Origin of the sequence: Oricola cellulosilytica (assembly GCF_019966575.1) — a bacterium.
GTDB lineage: Bacteria > Pseudomonadota > Alphaproteobacteria > Rhizobiales > Rhizobiaceae > Oricola > Oricola cellulosilytica.
Window position 1 is genome coordinate 100,505 of sequence record NZ_JAINFK010000006.1, and the last position, 13,431, is coordinate 113,935.

Annotated in this window: 16 protein-coding genes; 5 read left to right on the forward strand and 11 right to left on the reverse strand. The window is 60.7% G+C overall.

Features of this window, described 5'->3' with window-relative positions; all coding sequences use genetic code 11:
* The first annotated feature begins 10 nt into the window (after positions 1–10).
* Together LC298_RS14925 and moaB are read left to right on the forward strand one after the other, a co-directional pair.
* The gene (locus LC298_RS14925) at positions 11–913 is read left to right on the forward strand and encodes a 4-(cytidine 5'-diphospho)-2-C-methyl-D-erythritol kinase (protein ID WP_131569660.1); all 903 of its coding nucleotides are present in this window, start codon (positions 11–13) and stop codon (positions 911–913) included.
* Positions 910–1,467 (forward strand): molybdenum cofactor biosynthesis protein B, encoded by a 558-nt coding sequence (moaB, locus tag LC298_RS14930; protein WP_131569658.1) that lies wholly within the window; start codon positions 910–912, stop codon positions 1,465–1,467. Before LC298_RS14925 ends, moaB begins: the two co-directional genes overlap by 4 nt.
* 3 nt (positions 1,468–1,470) lie before the next feature.
* Here moaB and LC298_RS14935 read toward each other — a convergent pair whose 3' ends face one another.
* Positions 1,471–1,836 (reverse strand): glycosyltransferase family protein, encoded by a 366-nt coding sequence (locus LC298_RS14935; RefSeq protein WP_131569656.1) that lies wholly within the window; start codon positions 1,834–1,836, stop codon positions 1,471–1,473.
* A gap of 302 nt (positions 1,837–2,138) precedes the next feature.
* Here LC298_RS14935 and LC298_RS14940 point away from each other — a divergent pair, with 302 nt between their 5' ends.
* Positions 2,139–3,302, forward strand: coding sequence for a PA0069 family radical SAM protein (locus tag LC298_RS14940; protein ID WP_131569654.1), 1,164 nt, complete (start codon positions 2,139–2,141; stop codon positions 3,300–3,302).
* Between the two features lie 176 nt (positions 3,303–3,478).
* Positions 3,479–4,171, forward strand: a complete 693-nt coding sequence (rnhB, locus tag LC298_RS14945) for a ribonuclease HII (RefSeq protein ID WP_223385690.1) — start codon at positions 3,479–3,481, stop codon at positions 4,169–4,171.
* Between the two features lie 51 nt (positions 4,172–4,222).
* Here rnhB and LC298_RS14950 read toward each other — a convergent pair whose 3' ends face one another.
* The 9 genes from LC298_RS14950 to LC298_RS14990 all read right to left on the reverse strand — a co-directional run bounded on the left by LC298_RS14950 (position 4,223) and on the right by LC298_RS14990 (position 11,103).
* Complete coding sequence (locus LC298_RS14950) at positions 4,223–4,705, reverse strand: F0F1 ATP synthase subunit B (protein WP_131569652.1); 483 nt, start codon at positions 4,703–4,705, stop codon at positions 4,223–4,225.
* 11 nt (positions 4,706–4,716) lie between these two features.
* Positions 4,717–5,265, reverse strand: coding sequence for a F0F1 ATP synthase subunit B (locus tag LC298_RS14955; RefSeq protein WP_131569650.1), 549 nt, complete (start codon positions 5,263–5,265; stop codon positions 4,717–4,719).
* 96 nt (positions 5,266–5,361) lie between these two features.
* The gene (locus tag LC298_RS14960; RefSeq protein ID WP_131569648.1) at positions 5,362–5,589 is read right to left on the reverse strand and encodes a F0F1 ATP synthase subunit C; all 228 of its coding nucleotides are present in this window, start codon (positions 5,587–5,589) and stop codon (positions 5,362–5,364) included.
* Positions 5,590–5,647: 58 nt separating this feature from the next.
* Positions 5,648–6,400: a F0F1 ATP synthase subunit A gene (locus LC298_RS14965; protein ID WP_131569646.1), complete on the reverse strand. Its 753-nt coding sequence runs from the start codon at positions 6,398–6,400 to the stop codon at positions 5,648–5,650.
* A gap of 35 nt (positions 6,401–6,435) precedes the next feature.
* Entirely contained in the window at positions 6,436–6,843 is a 408-nt protein-coding gene (locus LC298_RS14970) for an AtpZ/AtpI family protein (RefSeq protein ID WP_131569644.1), read from the reverse strand.
* 208 nt (positions 6,844–7,051) lie between these two features.
* Entirely contained in the window at positions 7,052–8,224 is a 1,173-nt protein-coding gene (locus tag LC298_RS18135; RefSeq protein WP_223385691.1) for a cell wall hydrolase, read from the reverse strand.
* Between the two features lie 95 nt (positions 8,225–8,319).
* Positions 8,320–9,771 (reverse strand): ribosome biogenesis GTPase Der, encoded by a 1,452-nt coding sequence (gene der, locus LC298_RS14980; protein ID WP_131569642.1) that lies wholly within the window; start codon positions 9,769–9,771, stop codon positions 8,320–8,322.
* Entirely contained in the window at positions 9,768–10,439 is a 672-nt protein-coding gene (locus LC298_RS14985) for a tetratricopeptide repeat protein (protein WP_131569640.1), read from the reverse strand. Before LC298_RS14985 ends, der begins: the two co-directional genes overlap by 4 nt.
* Positions 10,440–10,533: 94 nt before the next feature.
* Positions 10,534–11,103: an NnrU family protein gene (locus LC298_RS14990; protein WP_131569638.1), complete on the reverse strand. Its 570-nt coding sequence runs from the start codon at positions 11,101–11,103 to the stop codon at positions 10,534–10,536.
* Between the two features lie 47 nt (positions 11,104–11,150).
* On the opposite strand from LC298_RS14990, the gene LC298_RS14995 reads away from it, so the two are divergent.
* On the forward strand, positions 11,151–11,483 hold the full coding sequence (locus LC298_RS14995) for a TraR/DksA family transcriptional regulator (RefSeq protein ID WP_131569636.1): 333 nt from the start codon (positions 11,151–11,153) through the stop codon (positions 11,481–11,483).
* Positions 11,484–11,510: 27 nt separating this feature from the next.
* Here the strand turns inward: LC298_RS14995 and sbmA are convergent, their stop codons facing one another.
* Positions 11,511–12,806: a peptide antibiotic transporter SbmA gene (gene sbmA / locus LC298_RS15000; protein WP_131569634.1), complete on the reverse strand. Its 1,296-nt coding sequence runs from the start codon at positions 12,804–12,806 to the stop codon at positions 11,511–11,513.
* Positions 12,807–13,431 lie beyond the last annotated feature (625 nt).

The window sequence follows — 13,431 nt, forward strand, 5'->3', positions numbered from 1 at the left end:
CAATCGCTCGATGAGCACGGTCTTCTTCGCGCCCGCGAAGGTCAATCTGGCCCTGCATGTGACCGGTCAACGGGACGATGGCTATCACCTGATAGAGACGCTGGTTGTGTTTGCCGATATCGGAGACCGCGTTTCCGTCACTTCCTCGCTCCGCGACTCTTTCGAAATTGTGGGCCCGAGGGCTTCGGCCCTAGCGTACGAAGACCCGGCGGAAAATCTCGTTATCGGCGCGCGGGACCTGCTCAGGCACGAGCTTGAGAGCGTAGGCCGAGCCTCAACACCGGTATCGATCGTTCTTGAAAAGCATCTTCCCACTGGCTCCGGCATGGGAGGCGGCTCTGCCGACGCGGCGGCCACCCTGAAAGCGCTGGCGCAGTTGTGGACAGGTGACGATCTTTCCGCGAACCTCAATGAGGCCTCGGTAACGCTTGGTGCCGATGTCCCGATGTGCCTTCTTGGGCGACCGCTGATCGCCACCGGGATCGGCGAGCGTGTGAAACCGCTCGCCCTATTGCCCGCATTCGCCATGGTGCTTGTCAATCCGGGCGTTCACAGTTCCACGCCGACCGTCTTCAAGGCGCTGAAAACTCGAACCAATGCACCGCTCTCGCTGAAACATATGCCGTCCTCGACCGATACGCCAGAGTGGATCGCGTGGCTTCAGGCAAACACGCGAAACGATCTGCAAACGCCAGCGAACGATCTTACCCCCAAAATTACGGATGTGATCGATGCCATCGAGGCGACGGAACCGCTTCTGACCCGCATGACGGGTTCGGGCGCCACGTGTTTCGGTATCTTCAAGAACAGGGCCGAAGCCGACCTCGCCGCGCACCGCCTGTTGCGCGTCCATCCCGATTGGTGGATTACCGCAGCCACCACCGCCGCCTCGCCCCAAAAGGAAAACCCATGAGCCGCATCGACAAGAGCCGCCCATTCATCCCCGTCCATATCGCTGTCCTTACCGTCTCGGACACGCGCTCGGTCGAAGACGACAAGTCCGGGGGAACGCTCGCCGCTCGCATTGCGGAAGCCGGCCATGTACTCGCCGACAGGGCCGTCGTTACCGATGATCGCGAGAGGATCGCGGCGGCGGTCACCGACTGGGCGAAGCGTTCGGACATAGAGGTGATCATTACCACCGGTGGAACGGGTTTCACCGGTCGCGATGTAACACCCGACGCGCTCGAACCGCTGTTCGAGAAGCGCATGGACGGCTTCTCCTCGATTTTCCACCAGCTCTCCTACGATAAGATCGGAACGTCGACGATCCAGTCGCGCGCGACGGCCGGACTGATCAACCAGACATTCGTGTTCGTGCTTCCCGGCTCGCCCGGCGCCTGCAAGGATGCCTGGGACGGGATATTGCACCAGCAGCTCGACTACAGGCACATGCCCTGCAATTTCGTGGAGATCATGCCCCGTCTCGACGAACACCTGAAACGCAGCGGCGGCAAATCTGCCTGATCTTCAGGCGACAGGTGGTTCGATCCACGCTGCAAGATGCCGCACTGGAATGCCGCGGGCAAGATCCTCACCCGATTGACGACCAGGCCCGCACTTCGCCAGCGCGTGATGTCTGGAGATGACGAGGCCGCGCGCCAGTGCCCGCCGTCTGGTGATCAGCCGCGCCAGCCACCGGTGAAAAAGATGCCCGGAAACCGGCGGGCGAAAACAGGCGGCGCCGGCGTCCGGCTTCGCGACGTGATCGATCACTGCCTCCGCCCAGCCTGCACGAAGCCGCGCGCCCGGTTCGAGAACAATCAGCCAATCGCTGCGGGCCGCCTCGACTGCCGTGCGCAGCGCACCATCGCCGTCACGAATAATGCGGCACACCCGGCTGCATCGGCGACGTCCGCTGTCTCGTGGCCCGAGCCACCGTCACTGACGATCACTTCGGAAACGTTCCCCTCTACCGCCTCGTGGACAAGTGGCAACAGCGAGCGCGCAAGCGCCGGCGCGTCGTCCTGCGTGAAGAACAATAGGGAAATCATTTCGGTCCCGGAAAACGCTGCATGATTAGCAAAGCGGCGGGAAATGTCAAAACGTCTTTCAACTTTGTTCTTGTATTGTTCCGTTGCCTCGAATAGGAATAAAGTCATCAAGCCATTGATTCCAGCGCTTTCAGGGAGCCCGGGATGGACGTCATATCAAGAGCTGACACGACCGCATTCGACAGCCCGGCCGATGGCGGGGCGGAACGTGCCAACACACTTATTGCCCGTGCGGGTTTTCGCGATCAGAGCCACCGGGCACGCGGGAGGGCGAGTGTCATCAATCCATCCGGACGTTTCGAGCCATTGGTGCGCACCGTCTTCGATGACGGCTGGAACAGTTTGGAGGATTTGCCGCCCTTCAAGACAGAAGTGCAGACGGAGCAGGCGCGCAAGATCATCACGCGCAACACATCGCCGGATATCTCCTTCGACAGGTCGATTAACCCCTACAGGGGATGTGAGCATGGATGCGTTTATTGCTTTGCCAGACCGACGCACGCCTATATGGGATTGTCGGCCGGGTTGGATTTCGAGTCCAAGTTGTTTGCGAAGCCCGATGCGGCCAGACTTCTCGAAAAGGAGATCACCCGGCCCGGATACCAGGTGCGTACCATTGCGATTGGCACCAATACCGATCCATATCAACCGATCGAACGCGAATGGAAGCTGATGCGCTCGATCCTGGAGGTTCTGGAACGTCATAACCATCCAGTCGGCATCGTCACAAAGTCGTATCTGGTGACCAGGGATGCCGACATTCTTTCCAGAATGGCGGATAAGGGTCTCACCAAGGTTGCCCTTTCGGTCACCACGATGGACCGGGGCCTGGCGCGAACGATGGAACCCCGCGCCTCGACTCCTTCGAAACGGCTGGAGGCCATTCGCATCCTGTCCGACGCCGGCATTCCGGCATCAGCCATGGTGGCGCCGGTCATCCCCGGCCTGAACGACCACGAAATTGAGAAGATTCTCGATGCCGTTCATGGCATGGGCGCACGCGAGGCCGGTTATGTGTTGCTGCGCCTGCCGCTCGAGGTGGCGCCGGTCTTCAAGGAATGGCTCCTGCGCCATTATCCCGAACGCTACCGCCACGTTCTGTCGCTGATCCGGTCTATGCGCGGCGGCAAGGACTACGACTCCGAATGGGGCAAGCGGATGCGCGGTACCGGCCCGTATGCATGGCAGATCGCTCGAAGGTTTGAAATTGCCAGCAAGCGGCTGGGTCTGAACAGACGCCGGCTGCAATTGCGGACCGACCTGTTTGTTGAACCGAAGCCAGAAAGCGAGCAACTCAGCCTGCTTTAGGGCGAATAGGAAATTCCAACTTGACGGGCGGGTCGTCTGTCCCCTCCCCCCCCCCCGACCCACCCGTCGAGAAGACCCTGAAAAATAGCGTCAAGCCACGGCCGTCCCCGCCAAATTGCTTGAGCATAACAGGGTCTTTCTGTGGGAACCGGAAGTGCACGCTGGAAAAGCGTGGTATGTCATACCGCACTATGACAGCTACGCTCACAACTTCCGGTTCCCATCTTCTTTTTTCCGAACTCGAGCAGCCCCTCCAGCCCGACTTTCGAATTGAGCAGGAGTACTGGCAGGCCGGCGTTGAGCACGTGGCCGGGGTGGACGAAGCTGGTCGCGGGCCGCTCGCCGGACCCGTCGTCGCTGCAGCAGTGATTCTCGATCCATCCGCGGCAATTGACGGGTTGAACGATTCGAAGAAGCTGACAGCGCGAGCGCGAGCGATGATGTTCGAGGTGATCGTCAGCAGGGCACGAGCGGTCTCGGTCGCCAGTGTCTGCGCCCGGGCGATCGATGCCTGCGACATACGCAAGGCGTCCCTTCGCGCAATGACCGACGCGCTCGCCGGACTCGCATTCGCGCCGGACACGGCGCTTTTTGACGGCCGCGACATCCCCAACGGCATTCGACTTCGGGTTGCTCCGAGGGCCGTTATCAAGGGTGACGGGCGGTCGCTCTCAATCGCAGCGGCGTCCGTTGTTGCAAAGGTTACGCGTGACCGCATGATGATGTGTCTCGGTCGGCAGCACTCTGCTTACGGTCTCGAGAAACATATGGGCTACGGATCGCAAGCGCACCGGGATGCTATTGCCGCGCGAGGAGGCGTCCTGCGCGTTCATCGCTTCACCTTCAGCCCGCTCAAGAGCCGGCCATAAAAGAACCGGGCTCCACAGAGCCCGGTCTATCATTTTCTGTTGCTCGCCGGTTCAATTCATCCGGGACTTCACATCGGCAAGGGATTTCTCGAACAGTTCGGCTTCCGTCTTTCCGGTAACCTTGTCGCCAAGGATTTTCGTCGCCGCGGTTATCGCCAGTTCGACGGCGGATTCACGAACTTCGTCCATCGCCTCAACCTCCGCCTGCGCAATCTTCTGTTCGGCCAGAGCAGTGCGCCGGGCGACGTATTCCTCGGTTTTGGCACGCGCCTCCGCCGTGATCGCATCGGCTTCGCGTTTGGCCGCATCGACGATATCGCCAGCCTCCTCTTCCGCTTCCTGCCGTTTCTTCTGGTATTCGGCCAGAAGAGCTTGGGCTTCCTCACGAAGCCTACGCGCTTCTTCGAGTTCATTGCGGATCTTGTCGGCGCGGTCGTCAAGCGCCTTGGTGATCATTCCCGGCACCTTCATGTAGACGACGATGCCAAGGAAGATGACCAATGCGACAAGCGTCCAGAATGTTGCGTCGAACATAGGTCGTTCCCTCAGTTGCCAGCCGTCTTTAGCGCGCTGTCGATTTCGGTCCTGGTCACCGTTTCGCCGATCAATTTCTTGACAATCAGTTCGGTGGTCTCTGCGGCCACCGAACCGACGTCGGCCATTGCCTTGTCGCGGACCGCGGCGATGCGCGTTTCCGCTTCCGCAAGCTTGCCGGCGAGGTCGGCCTCGATCTTCTGGCGTTCGGCCTCCGCGGCGCTCTTCGCGGCATCGCGAGCCTTGTTGCCGATCTCGCCAGCGGTTGCCTTCGCTTGGGCGAGTTCCTGTTCATAAGCCGCGATCGCCTCATCAGCGTCGGACTTGAGCTCGTGTGCCCGATCGATGTCTTGGGCGATCCGGTCCTGACGGGTTTCCAAGATCCCGCCGATACGCGGAACAATCACCTTGGACATAAACCAATAGAGAAACCCGAATGTCAGCGCGAGCCAGAACAGTTGCGACGCGAAAGTTGACGAATCAAACGGCGGAAACGCCCCGCCCTCCGCGCCATTTGCCGCCGTTTCCACACTAGCGGCCAGTGCTTCCGTTACAAACATGGACGTCCCTTAGACGGCAAGTAGCGCGGCTTGGCCACGCTGTTCCATGGAGCGGTCCGGCCATACACCCAGCCGGACCCTATCGGCACGATGCAATTAAACTGCAAAGAGCAGCAGAAGCGCTACGAGCAGCGAAAAGATGCCAAGTGCTTCCGTCACGGCGAAGCCGAAGATGAGGCGGCCGAACTGACCGTCAGCGGCAGACGGGTTGCGCAGCGCACCAGAGAGGTAGTTCCCGAAAATGGTTCCGAGACCGATACCGGCTCCACCCATGCCGAGGCAGGCAATCCCTGCGCCGATGTACTTTGCTGCTTCCGCTTCCATGATTAGCTCCTTTGAATGAAATTGCGGTTTCTTTGGCGGCGTGCCGCCGGTTTGGGGGTCAGTGGCTCGGGTGCAATGCATCGTTGAGATACATGCAGGTGAGCACTGCAAAAACGTAGGCCTGAAGAAAGGCCACAAGGAATTCCAGACCGGTTAGCGCGACCGCCATCAGTAGCGGCAGGATTGCGCCGCCAATGCCCAGAACGCCGAAGGTCGAGAGAGAAACGACGAAACCGGCGAAGACCTTCAAGGTGATGTGACCGGCGAGCATGTTGGCGAAAAGACGGACCGACAGGCTGATCGGACGTGAAAGGAAGGATATCACTTCGATTGCGACAACGAGCGGGACGAGAATGCCCGGCACACCTTCCGGCACGAAAAGGCCCAGGAATTTCAAGCCATGCTTCATGAAGCCGTAAAACACCACCGTGCCAATCACCAGAATCGCCAGCGCGAACGTGACGATGATCGAGGACGTTACGGTGAAAAAGTAGGGGAACATCCCGATGAGGTTGGCAATGAGAACGAACATGAACAACGAAAACACAAGCGGAAAAAACCGCATGCCCTGCGTTCCCGCTGCGTCCCGCAGCATTGAGGCCACGAACTCGTACGACATTTCCGACAGGGACTGCAGCCGTCCGGGCACCAGCCCGCGATTGGCCGTCGTCAGGTAAAGAAACAGTGAGGTCACGGCCACCGTCGCCACCATAAACAACGACGAATTGGTGAACGAAAGGTCCAGGCCGCCGACATTCTCGATTGGAATGATCTTGCTGATCTGGAACTGGCTGATCGGATCGTTTGCCACCGAAAACCCCTCGGTTGGTGCGCGGAGCGCAGCTGTTATTCGGTCTTATCCGGCTTGTCGCCAGACCCCATTGCAGATTTCGGCTCCGCCACCATCCCGGCGGACCGCAATACATTCAAGACACCGGCCGCGAAACCCAGAAGCAGGAAAATAACCAAGCCCCATGGCGACGTGCCGACAAAACGGTCAATGAGATAGCCGATCCCCGCGCCCACAAGGATGCCGGCGATAAACTCGCTCGACAGCTTGAGGGCTTGCGCGAATCCGGCACCACCGCCCGACCCACGATCCTTCCGACCTTTCGCCGAATTCTCGCTTCGTGCAGCCAATGCCGCATCCAGCGATCTGCGTCTGCCTTCCAGATCACCGCCGTCAGTGGGGTGCTTCTCATCCACCGAACCCTTGTCACGGCCTGGCATTTGTGGCGCATCTTTCTGTGCCATCGGCCTAACCCAGAGCAATCATCGGAGATGTCGAGGACCCCATTGAAGTCGGGCGCAACATAGTTTCGCCACATGCCCTAGTCAAGGCGCAGCTACGCACCCTGATAGAGGGAAAAAATCGTTTTTAAACAATATGTTGCGCTGGTTCGACCAAATCGTCGCATGTGATTGCTTGCGCGCTATGCGCCACGGCAAGCGACTCTCGCGGTCAGCTCCATCCGCCGCGATACGTGCGGTAGAACACATGCAAGCCGATGCGAGCACGGCGCTGCATGCTCCTTGCCCAGCGCGGTCGGACATACACCGCGTGATAATGAGTCGACGAGCCGACCCCTTCGAGCCAGATCTTTCCAGCGGTCACCGCCATCGCCACATCTTGGGCGATTCTCCAGTGGCTTGGTGAATTGATCCGGTCCCGTTTGCCGTCGCAGGCGAAGGAAAACTGGCAACGATTGCGCCATGTTTCATTCTGGTAAACGACGCCACAGATTGTGTTCGGGAACGCCGGATTGCGTACGCGGTTCAAAATTACCTGGGCCACGGCGGCTTGGCCCTTCACGTTCTCCCCACGCGCCTCGAAGTAGATGCCCTCGGCAAGGCAACGCTGTTCAGCATCGCTGAAGACGATCGGCGGGAGAGCAGAGCGTGCCCACCGGTGATCGTTCTCCGGAACCGGAGGAATGAACCGCGCGGGTTTCGCCTCATCGGAATCTTTCAGCAGACTGGCGAAGGGGGAGCGGCGCGAGAAATCGGGCTTCAGCGGCGCATAGGCGGTGGCGAGCGAATCGGGAAGTTCGTTGTTGACGAGTTCAGCGAGCATGACCGGTACCTGCGGGTCGGGATACTTCCGCTCGCGGGGATGGAACGCGGTTGCGATCCGGATCTCCTCGCCGCCGATTTCCGGCTGCTTGAAGGTCATCATACCGTTTCTGTCTGGCACCGGCTGCATAAGGGAGCTCTGACGCTCCAAGACCGATCCGGCCGTAAAGTCTTTCGGAGGCGCGATCGGCGCCACGGCGGCGATACGGCCTCTCTTCTCCGCACGGTTAATGCGCTCCTCGTCCGGTGTGTCGGCTACCAGGGCTTTTTTCGGCAGAATCACCACGTCCCCGTTCGGGGCGGCGCCCGGCGACGCGATCGAGCCGGTCACCGTCGGATCGACCCCGAAGCTCATCTCGGCCTTGTGGACGGACCCGGCCGCCGACGGTACCATGAAGGTCTGCCAGCGGTCTGTGCCCGCATCCGTGCCGGTCAGAAGTCCCGAAACGTCCTGGAGCGCGATGGTTGTCGGGTTGAACAGGAGGGCGGCAGAAGCGAGGAGGGTGGGGACGGCAAAACGGGACGATTGCCGGCGAACGGCACGAAATATCTGGATCCCCACAACACCACTCCGAACTTACACAAAGCCACAAACTCGGGTGAAGATGATCGATTAACCTTGATGGCCGGTTAATGCCCGCTTGTGAATCGGGGCGATTAGCGCTTCTTTCTTGCGCGCCCGGCAAAGGGATTGTCGCTCGTACGCGTCAGTAACCGGATCGGGACGCCGGGAAGATCGAAGTCGGTGCGCAGTGTGTTCGTCAGGTAACGCAGATAGGATGTCGGCATCGCATCCGGGCGCGAACAGGACAACACGAAAGCCGGCGGACGCATCTTTATCTGGGTCATGTATTTCAGCTTGAGCCGGCGACCGGCGACCGCCGGCGGCGGATGGTGCTGCACAACGCCCTCCAGCCAGCGGTTGAGCTTCCCCGTAGGAATCCGCCGATTCCAGACCTCGTGCGTGTGCGCGATCTCTTCCATCAGGCGGTCGAGACCGTAGCCAGTCTGGCCCGAGACCGGAACCGCGCGGATGCCGCGAACCTGCGGCAACAGACGCTCTGTCTTTTCGCGCAGATCAGCGAGCGTTTCCTGGCGGTCCTCCACCATGTCCCACTTGTTGAACGCGATCACCGGCGCGCGTCCCTCGCGGATAATCAGGTCGGCGATTTGAAGATCCTGCTTTTCGAACGGTATCTGCGCATCGAGCAGAACGACCACAACCTCGGCGAACCGGATCGCGCGCAGCGCATCGCCGACCGAGAGCTTTTCGAGTTTTTCCTGGACACGGGATTTGCGCCGCATGCCGGCGGTGTCGAACAACTTGATCTCCCGACCGCGCCAGTTCCAGTCTACCGAGATGCTGTCCCGGGTAATTCCCGCTTCCGGTCCGGTCAGAAGGCGATCCTGATCGATCAGCTTATTGATGAGCGTGGACTTGCCGGCATTCGGCCGTCCAACAATCGCGATCCGCAGCGGCTTAGTCGCGTCGTAGACGGGGACGTCTTCATTTTCTTCATCATCCGCAGGAACGTCGTCGCCGACAAGCTCGCCGGGATTCCCGGCCCGGGAGACTTCATCATGTTCCCCGTCGTCGCGGGCAAGCGCCTTTTCCTCGCCGACCGCATTGACGATCGCGTCACGCAGGTCTGCGAGGCCTAGCCCATGTTCAGCGGAGATGCCACACGGCTCGCCGATTCCGAGCGAGAAAGCATCGTAGAGACCCGCTTCCGCGCCCTTGGCCTCGGCCTTGTTCGCGACCAGCACGACGGGCTTTCCCGACTTGCGGAGAATACCGGCAAAAATTTCGTCGGTCGGGGTGAGGCCCGTCTTGGCGTCGATCATGAAAAGCGCCACGTCGGCGTCCTCAATCGCGCGAAGGGTTTGCGTCCGCATCCGACCCTGAAGGGTTTCGGCGGCGCCTTCCTCAAGTCCGGCCGTGTCGATGACGTCGAACTTCAGATCGTAGAGCTTCGCGGCATGTCTACGACGGTCACGCGTGACGCCCGGCGTATCGTCGACGAGCGCGATCTTGCGTCCGACAAGCCGGTTGAAAAGGGTCGACTTGCCGACATTGGGGCGCCCGACGATGGCGAGGACGAAGCTCACCCCTCGGCGACCTTGCCCGTCGCCGTGATAAGGTCGAGCATTAGGCTGGCGCGCTGCATGGTGTTGCGCGGTGCCGCGGGATCATCGAGGATCTGCTGGAACAGGGCCTTGGCATCGGCCAGGCGTTCTTCTTTCCAGGCTGCAAGGCCAAGCGCCTCGCGCGCGGCATGGCGCATCGGATGGCTGTCGGAGGCAAGCGGTTCCGCCCGCTCGGCCACGTCCGACGCACTGCCGGAATCGACCAGGATGTACGCCGCGCGGATGCGGGCGATGTCGCGGATCGCGTCCGGTGCGGAGCCGTCTGCGGCGACCTCATCGAAAGCGGCGACCGCACCAGCCGCGTCGCCCTGCTGCTGAAGCAGCGTCGCCGCCCTCATCCGGGCGAGTACCGGGTAGGCGCCGTAGCCATCCTGCTCGAGAGAACGCAGCTCGGCGAGCGCCGCTTCGGTGTTGCCCTCGCCGGCATCATTGAGGGCCGCAAGAAACCTGTCCCCGGAGGCCGAAGCCCGGCTGTCCGTGTAATACTCCCAGGCGCGATAGCCTGCGGTCGCAAGCACGATCGCGACGGCAGCACCGATCACGAACGGGCCATACCGCTTCCATATGCTCTGAAGCCGGTCGGATCGAAGCTCTTCCTCGACCTCGCGGATGAAACTGTCGTCGGACATTTGATTGTTTGCCGTGTCTTTTTATGTGCTGTGCGCTTTTACGGGTTTTGACAGCAAATGAAAGGGGCGAAGGTGCGGCAGCGCATCGGCTGCTTCACGTCGCCAGCGGCACACCTATCAGCCAGCCATGCAACTGAAAGATGAACCAGAGCGTAAGGGCGACGCCCGCGACGACCGCGATAATGTCGTTGCGCACGGAGACGGTCCCGAATACCGGATCGCCGCGCCGCTTGACCGCAATCCTGTTCCAAACCGCCCAGCCGAGAAACGCCAGGAACAGGATAAGGGAGGCAAGATCGCCATTCGCCAAGAGGTGCGCGAGTGCCCAGGTCTTCACGGCGACGAGCATCGGATGTTTAAGAGCCTGCTTGATACGACCGGCGGGAAGCTGCGAAGCGACGAGAAAGATGAACGAAAAGAGCATCAACAGCGACGCGACATGCTTCATCCAGACGGGCGGCTCGTAAAGTAGAACTGTGTCGAGACGGGCCTGGCCATACCCCCAGACGAGGAGAATGAATCCCGCAATCGCGGCGACCGAATAGACGCCCTTCCAGACCCCCTCCCCGCGGCTGGCGATCACCCTCTCCCGGAACCCCGGCGCAACCATTCGAACGCTGTGAATTCCGAGAAACACCACCAGTCCCAATACAAGCCAAATCATCTATCCGCTCCCTTGTCCGGCAATCCCGCCTCCAGTAGCTTTGCCGCATGACGGTCGATCTTGCAAAGGCAAAGCAGCGTCTCGCGGCAATGCGAAAGGCGATCGAGACGCAGTGCGAAAAGACCCGCGAGGCCCGCGCTCCCGTCGAACTCGACCAAGTTGCCGTCGGCAGGCTGTCGCGAATGGACGCGATGCAACAGCAGGCGATGGCCGAGGCGGGCGAACGGGCGCGCAAGCGCGATCTCGTGCGCATCGAGATGGCGGAGCGCCGGATCGCGTCCGGCGACTACGGCTATTGCGAGGAATGCGGCGAAGCGATTCCCGACAAGCGTCTCGAGATCGATCCGATGGCAACGCATTGTGTGCGATGCGCCAGTTGACCGCGTGCGAAGACCGCCTCGCACGGCCTAAACGCCCGATCCCACCGTCTCGACGCCGGCCCCGTCACCCGCGCCGTGGATTTCAAGCCATTCGCGATCGATGTCCGGCAGATCGCGGTCATCGATGGCGGACTCGAAGGCTTTGAGGCGCTTGTAGATCGACAGAAGCTCGACGATGGTCGTCCACGAATTGACGAGATACTGGAACGAGTTCGACACCTGATTGAAGGCCGTCAGAACCTGCTGCATCACCCCAAAGGTGAAGCCGACCGCCGCGCCGGCGACGATGGTCGGCACGAGCAGGATGTAGACGAATATGTTGTCTGCCTGGAGATAGAGCGAGCGGAAAACGTTGAAGTACATGTAGTGGAAATAGAGCCGGAAATAGTTCTGGCGGACATGCGAGAAGAGTTCGCGAACCTGCATTGGCTGTGCGCGAGCCTCGTTGTCCTCGCCGTAGACGAGTTCCTTCCGGTACGCGGCCTCGACCCGCTGGTTGCGGAACTCCAGGCCGGGCAATTTGATGCCCACCGCAGCAAGCAGCACGGTGCCGAAGAGCGACCAGAAAATCGCTGCCGTGAACAGCGGCGCGGGGATTGCGCCAACGACGGGGAGTTCGGTCACGTAACTCGACAGGGACCACAGCAGAGGCAGGAACGCGATCAGCGTCATCACCGCATCGATCATGGAGACGCCGAGGCCTTCCATGATACCGGCGAACCGCATCGTGTCCTCCTGAACGCGCTGCGACGCGCCCTCGATGTGGCGCAGTTTGCCCCAGCGGGCCATGTAGTAGTCGTTCATCGCCGTGCGCCACCGGAATATCCAGTGGCTCACGAGAAAACGGGTGGCAACGAAAACGAAGATTGCCATGAAGGCAATCGCCGCGAAGACCACGATCAGGTCGTAGAGTTCGGCGGCGGTCACGGTCGAATCCTCGCCAAGCGCGAACTGGACCTGATCGAAGAACGGACGGCGCCAGTTGTTCAGCGCCACGGAAATCTGAACGCCGAAATAGGTCGCGAAGAGAATGACCGCCGATCCCAATATGGACCAGATTTGCCAGCGGTGCGGGGACCATGTGAACCAGAAGGCGGCGAACATGCCCACCGCAATGATGTAGTAGACATAGAGCCACAGGAAACTCGGCGACCAGAAATAATGGATCCCGACGATCTGAGAATCTTCGGGCGTCGGCTGACCCAACCCGAGATATGCGCCCCATTCGCTCGCGCCCGCATACCAAAGCGCCATCGCAACGGCGGTCCAGACCAGCACGGACGGAAAGAACAGCTTTGGCTGGGGGAAGAAGGATTTGAACACAGCGGGCGGTCCTTGTGAGAGCTTGTCTTTGCGGCGAGGTGTAACGGAAATTGCGGCGAAAGCCACGTGGCGCGCGTCACATTCCCATCACGAGCGAGTGTGACGCGAACATGGCATGCCTCTCCGTTGCCACGCCCTGTCTCCAGTCTGGCCATTGAAAGATTCATGGGAAGCGGGCGGTCGTCGTCACGCTTCTATGAATGGTTTGGTGCGATCGGATCGACCGCCCGCCGGCTGCTCACCCGCCTCCCGGCCACGGCTCGCGGTCCCGTGGGACCGGCCGAAAAGCTGAAGGCTAGGGCCCGGCCGTAAGCTCTTGCCAGGCCGCATACCTTCTTGCGTTCCCCGGCCGGCACCGCATCCCTCCGCCTGATCGTCCGGTTCTAGACCCGGCTTCCCGTGGAGGAACGTCCGGCAATTATGCGGGAGATTTCAGAGGTGTGGATGGAACCCGGGCGGAAAAAATAAAATATCGAGACAGGGCAAAGGGTTAGAGGAAATAGTCAAAAAGACTTATCAACGTCCGGAATTCTTCTCCCTTCGGCAGGCCGTCTCGCCCCGTTCACCGTTTAACTCGATATGCGGAGCGATAGCGAAGCTCACCGGGACGAGAGCGTCCCGTCCC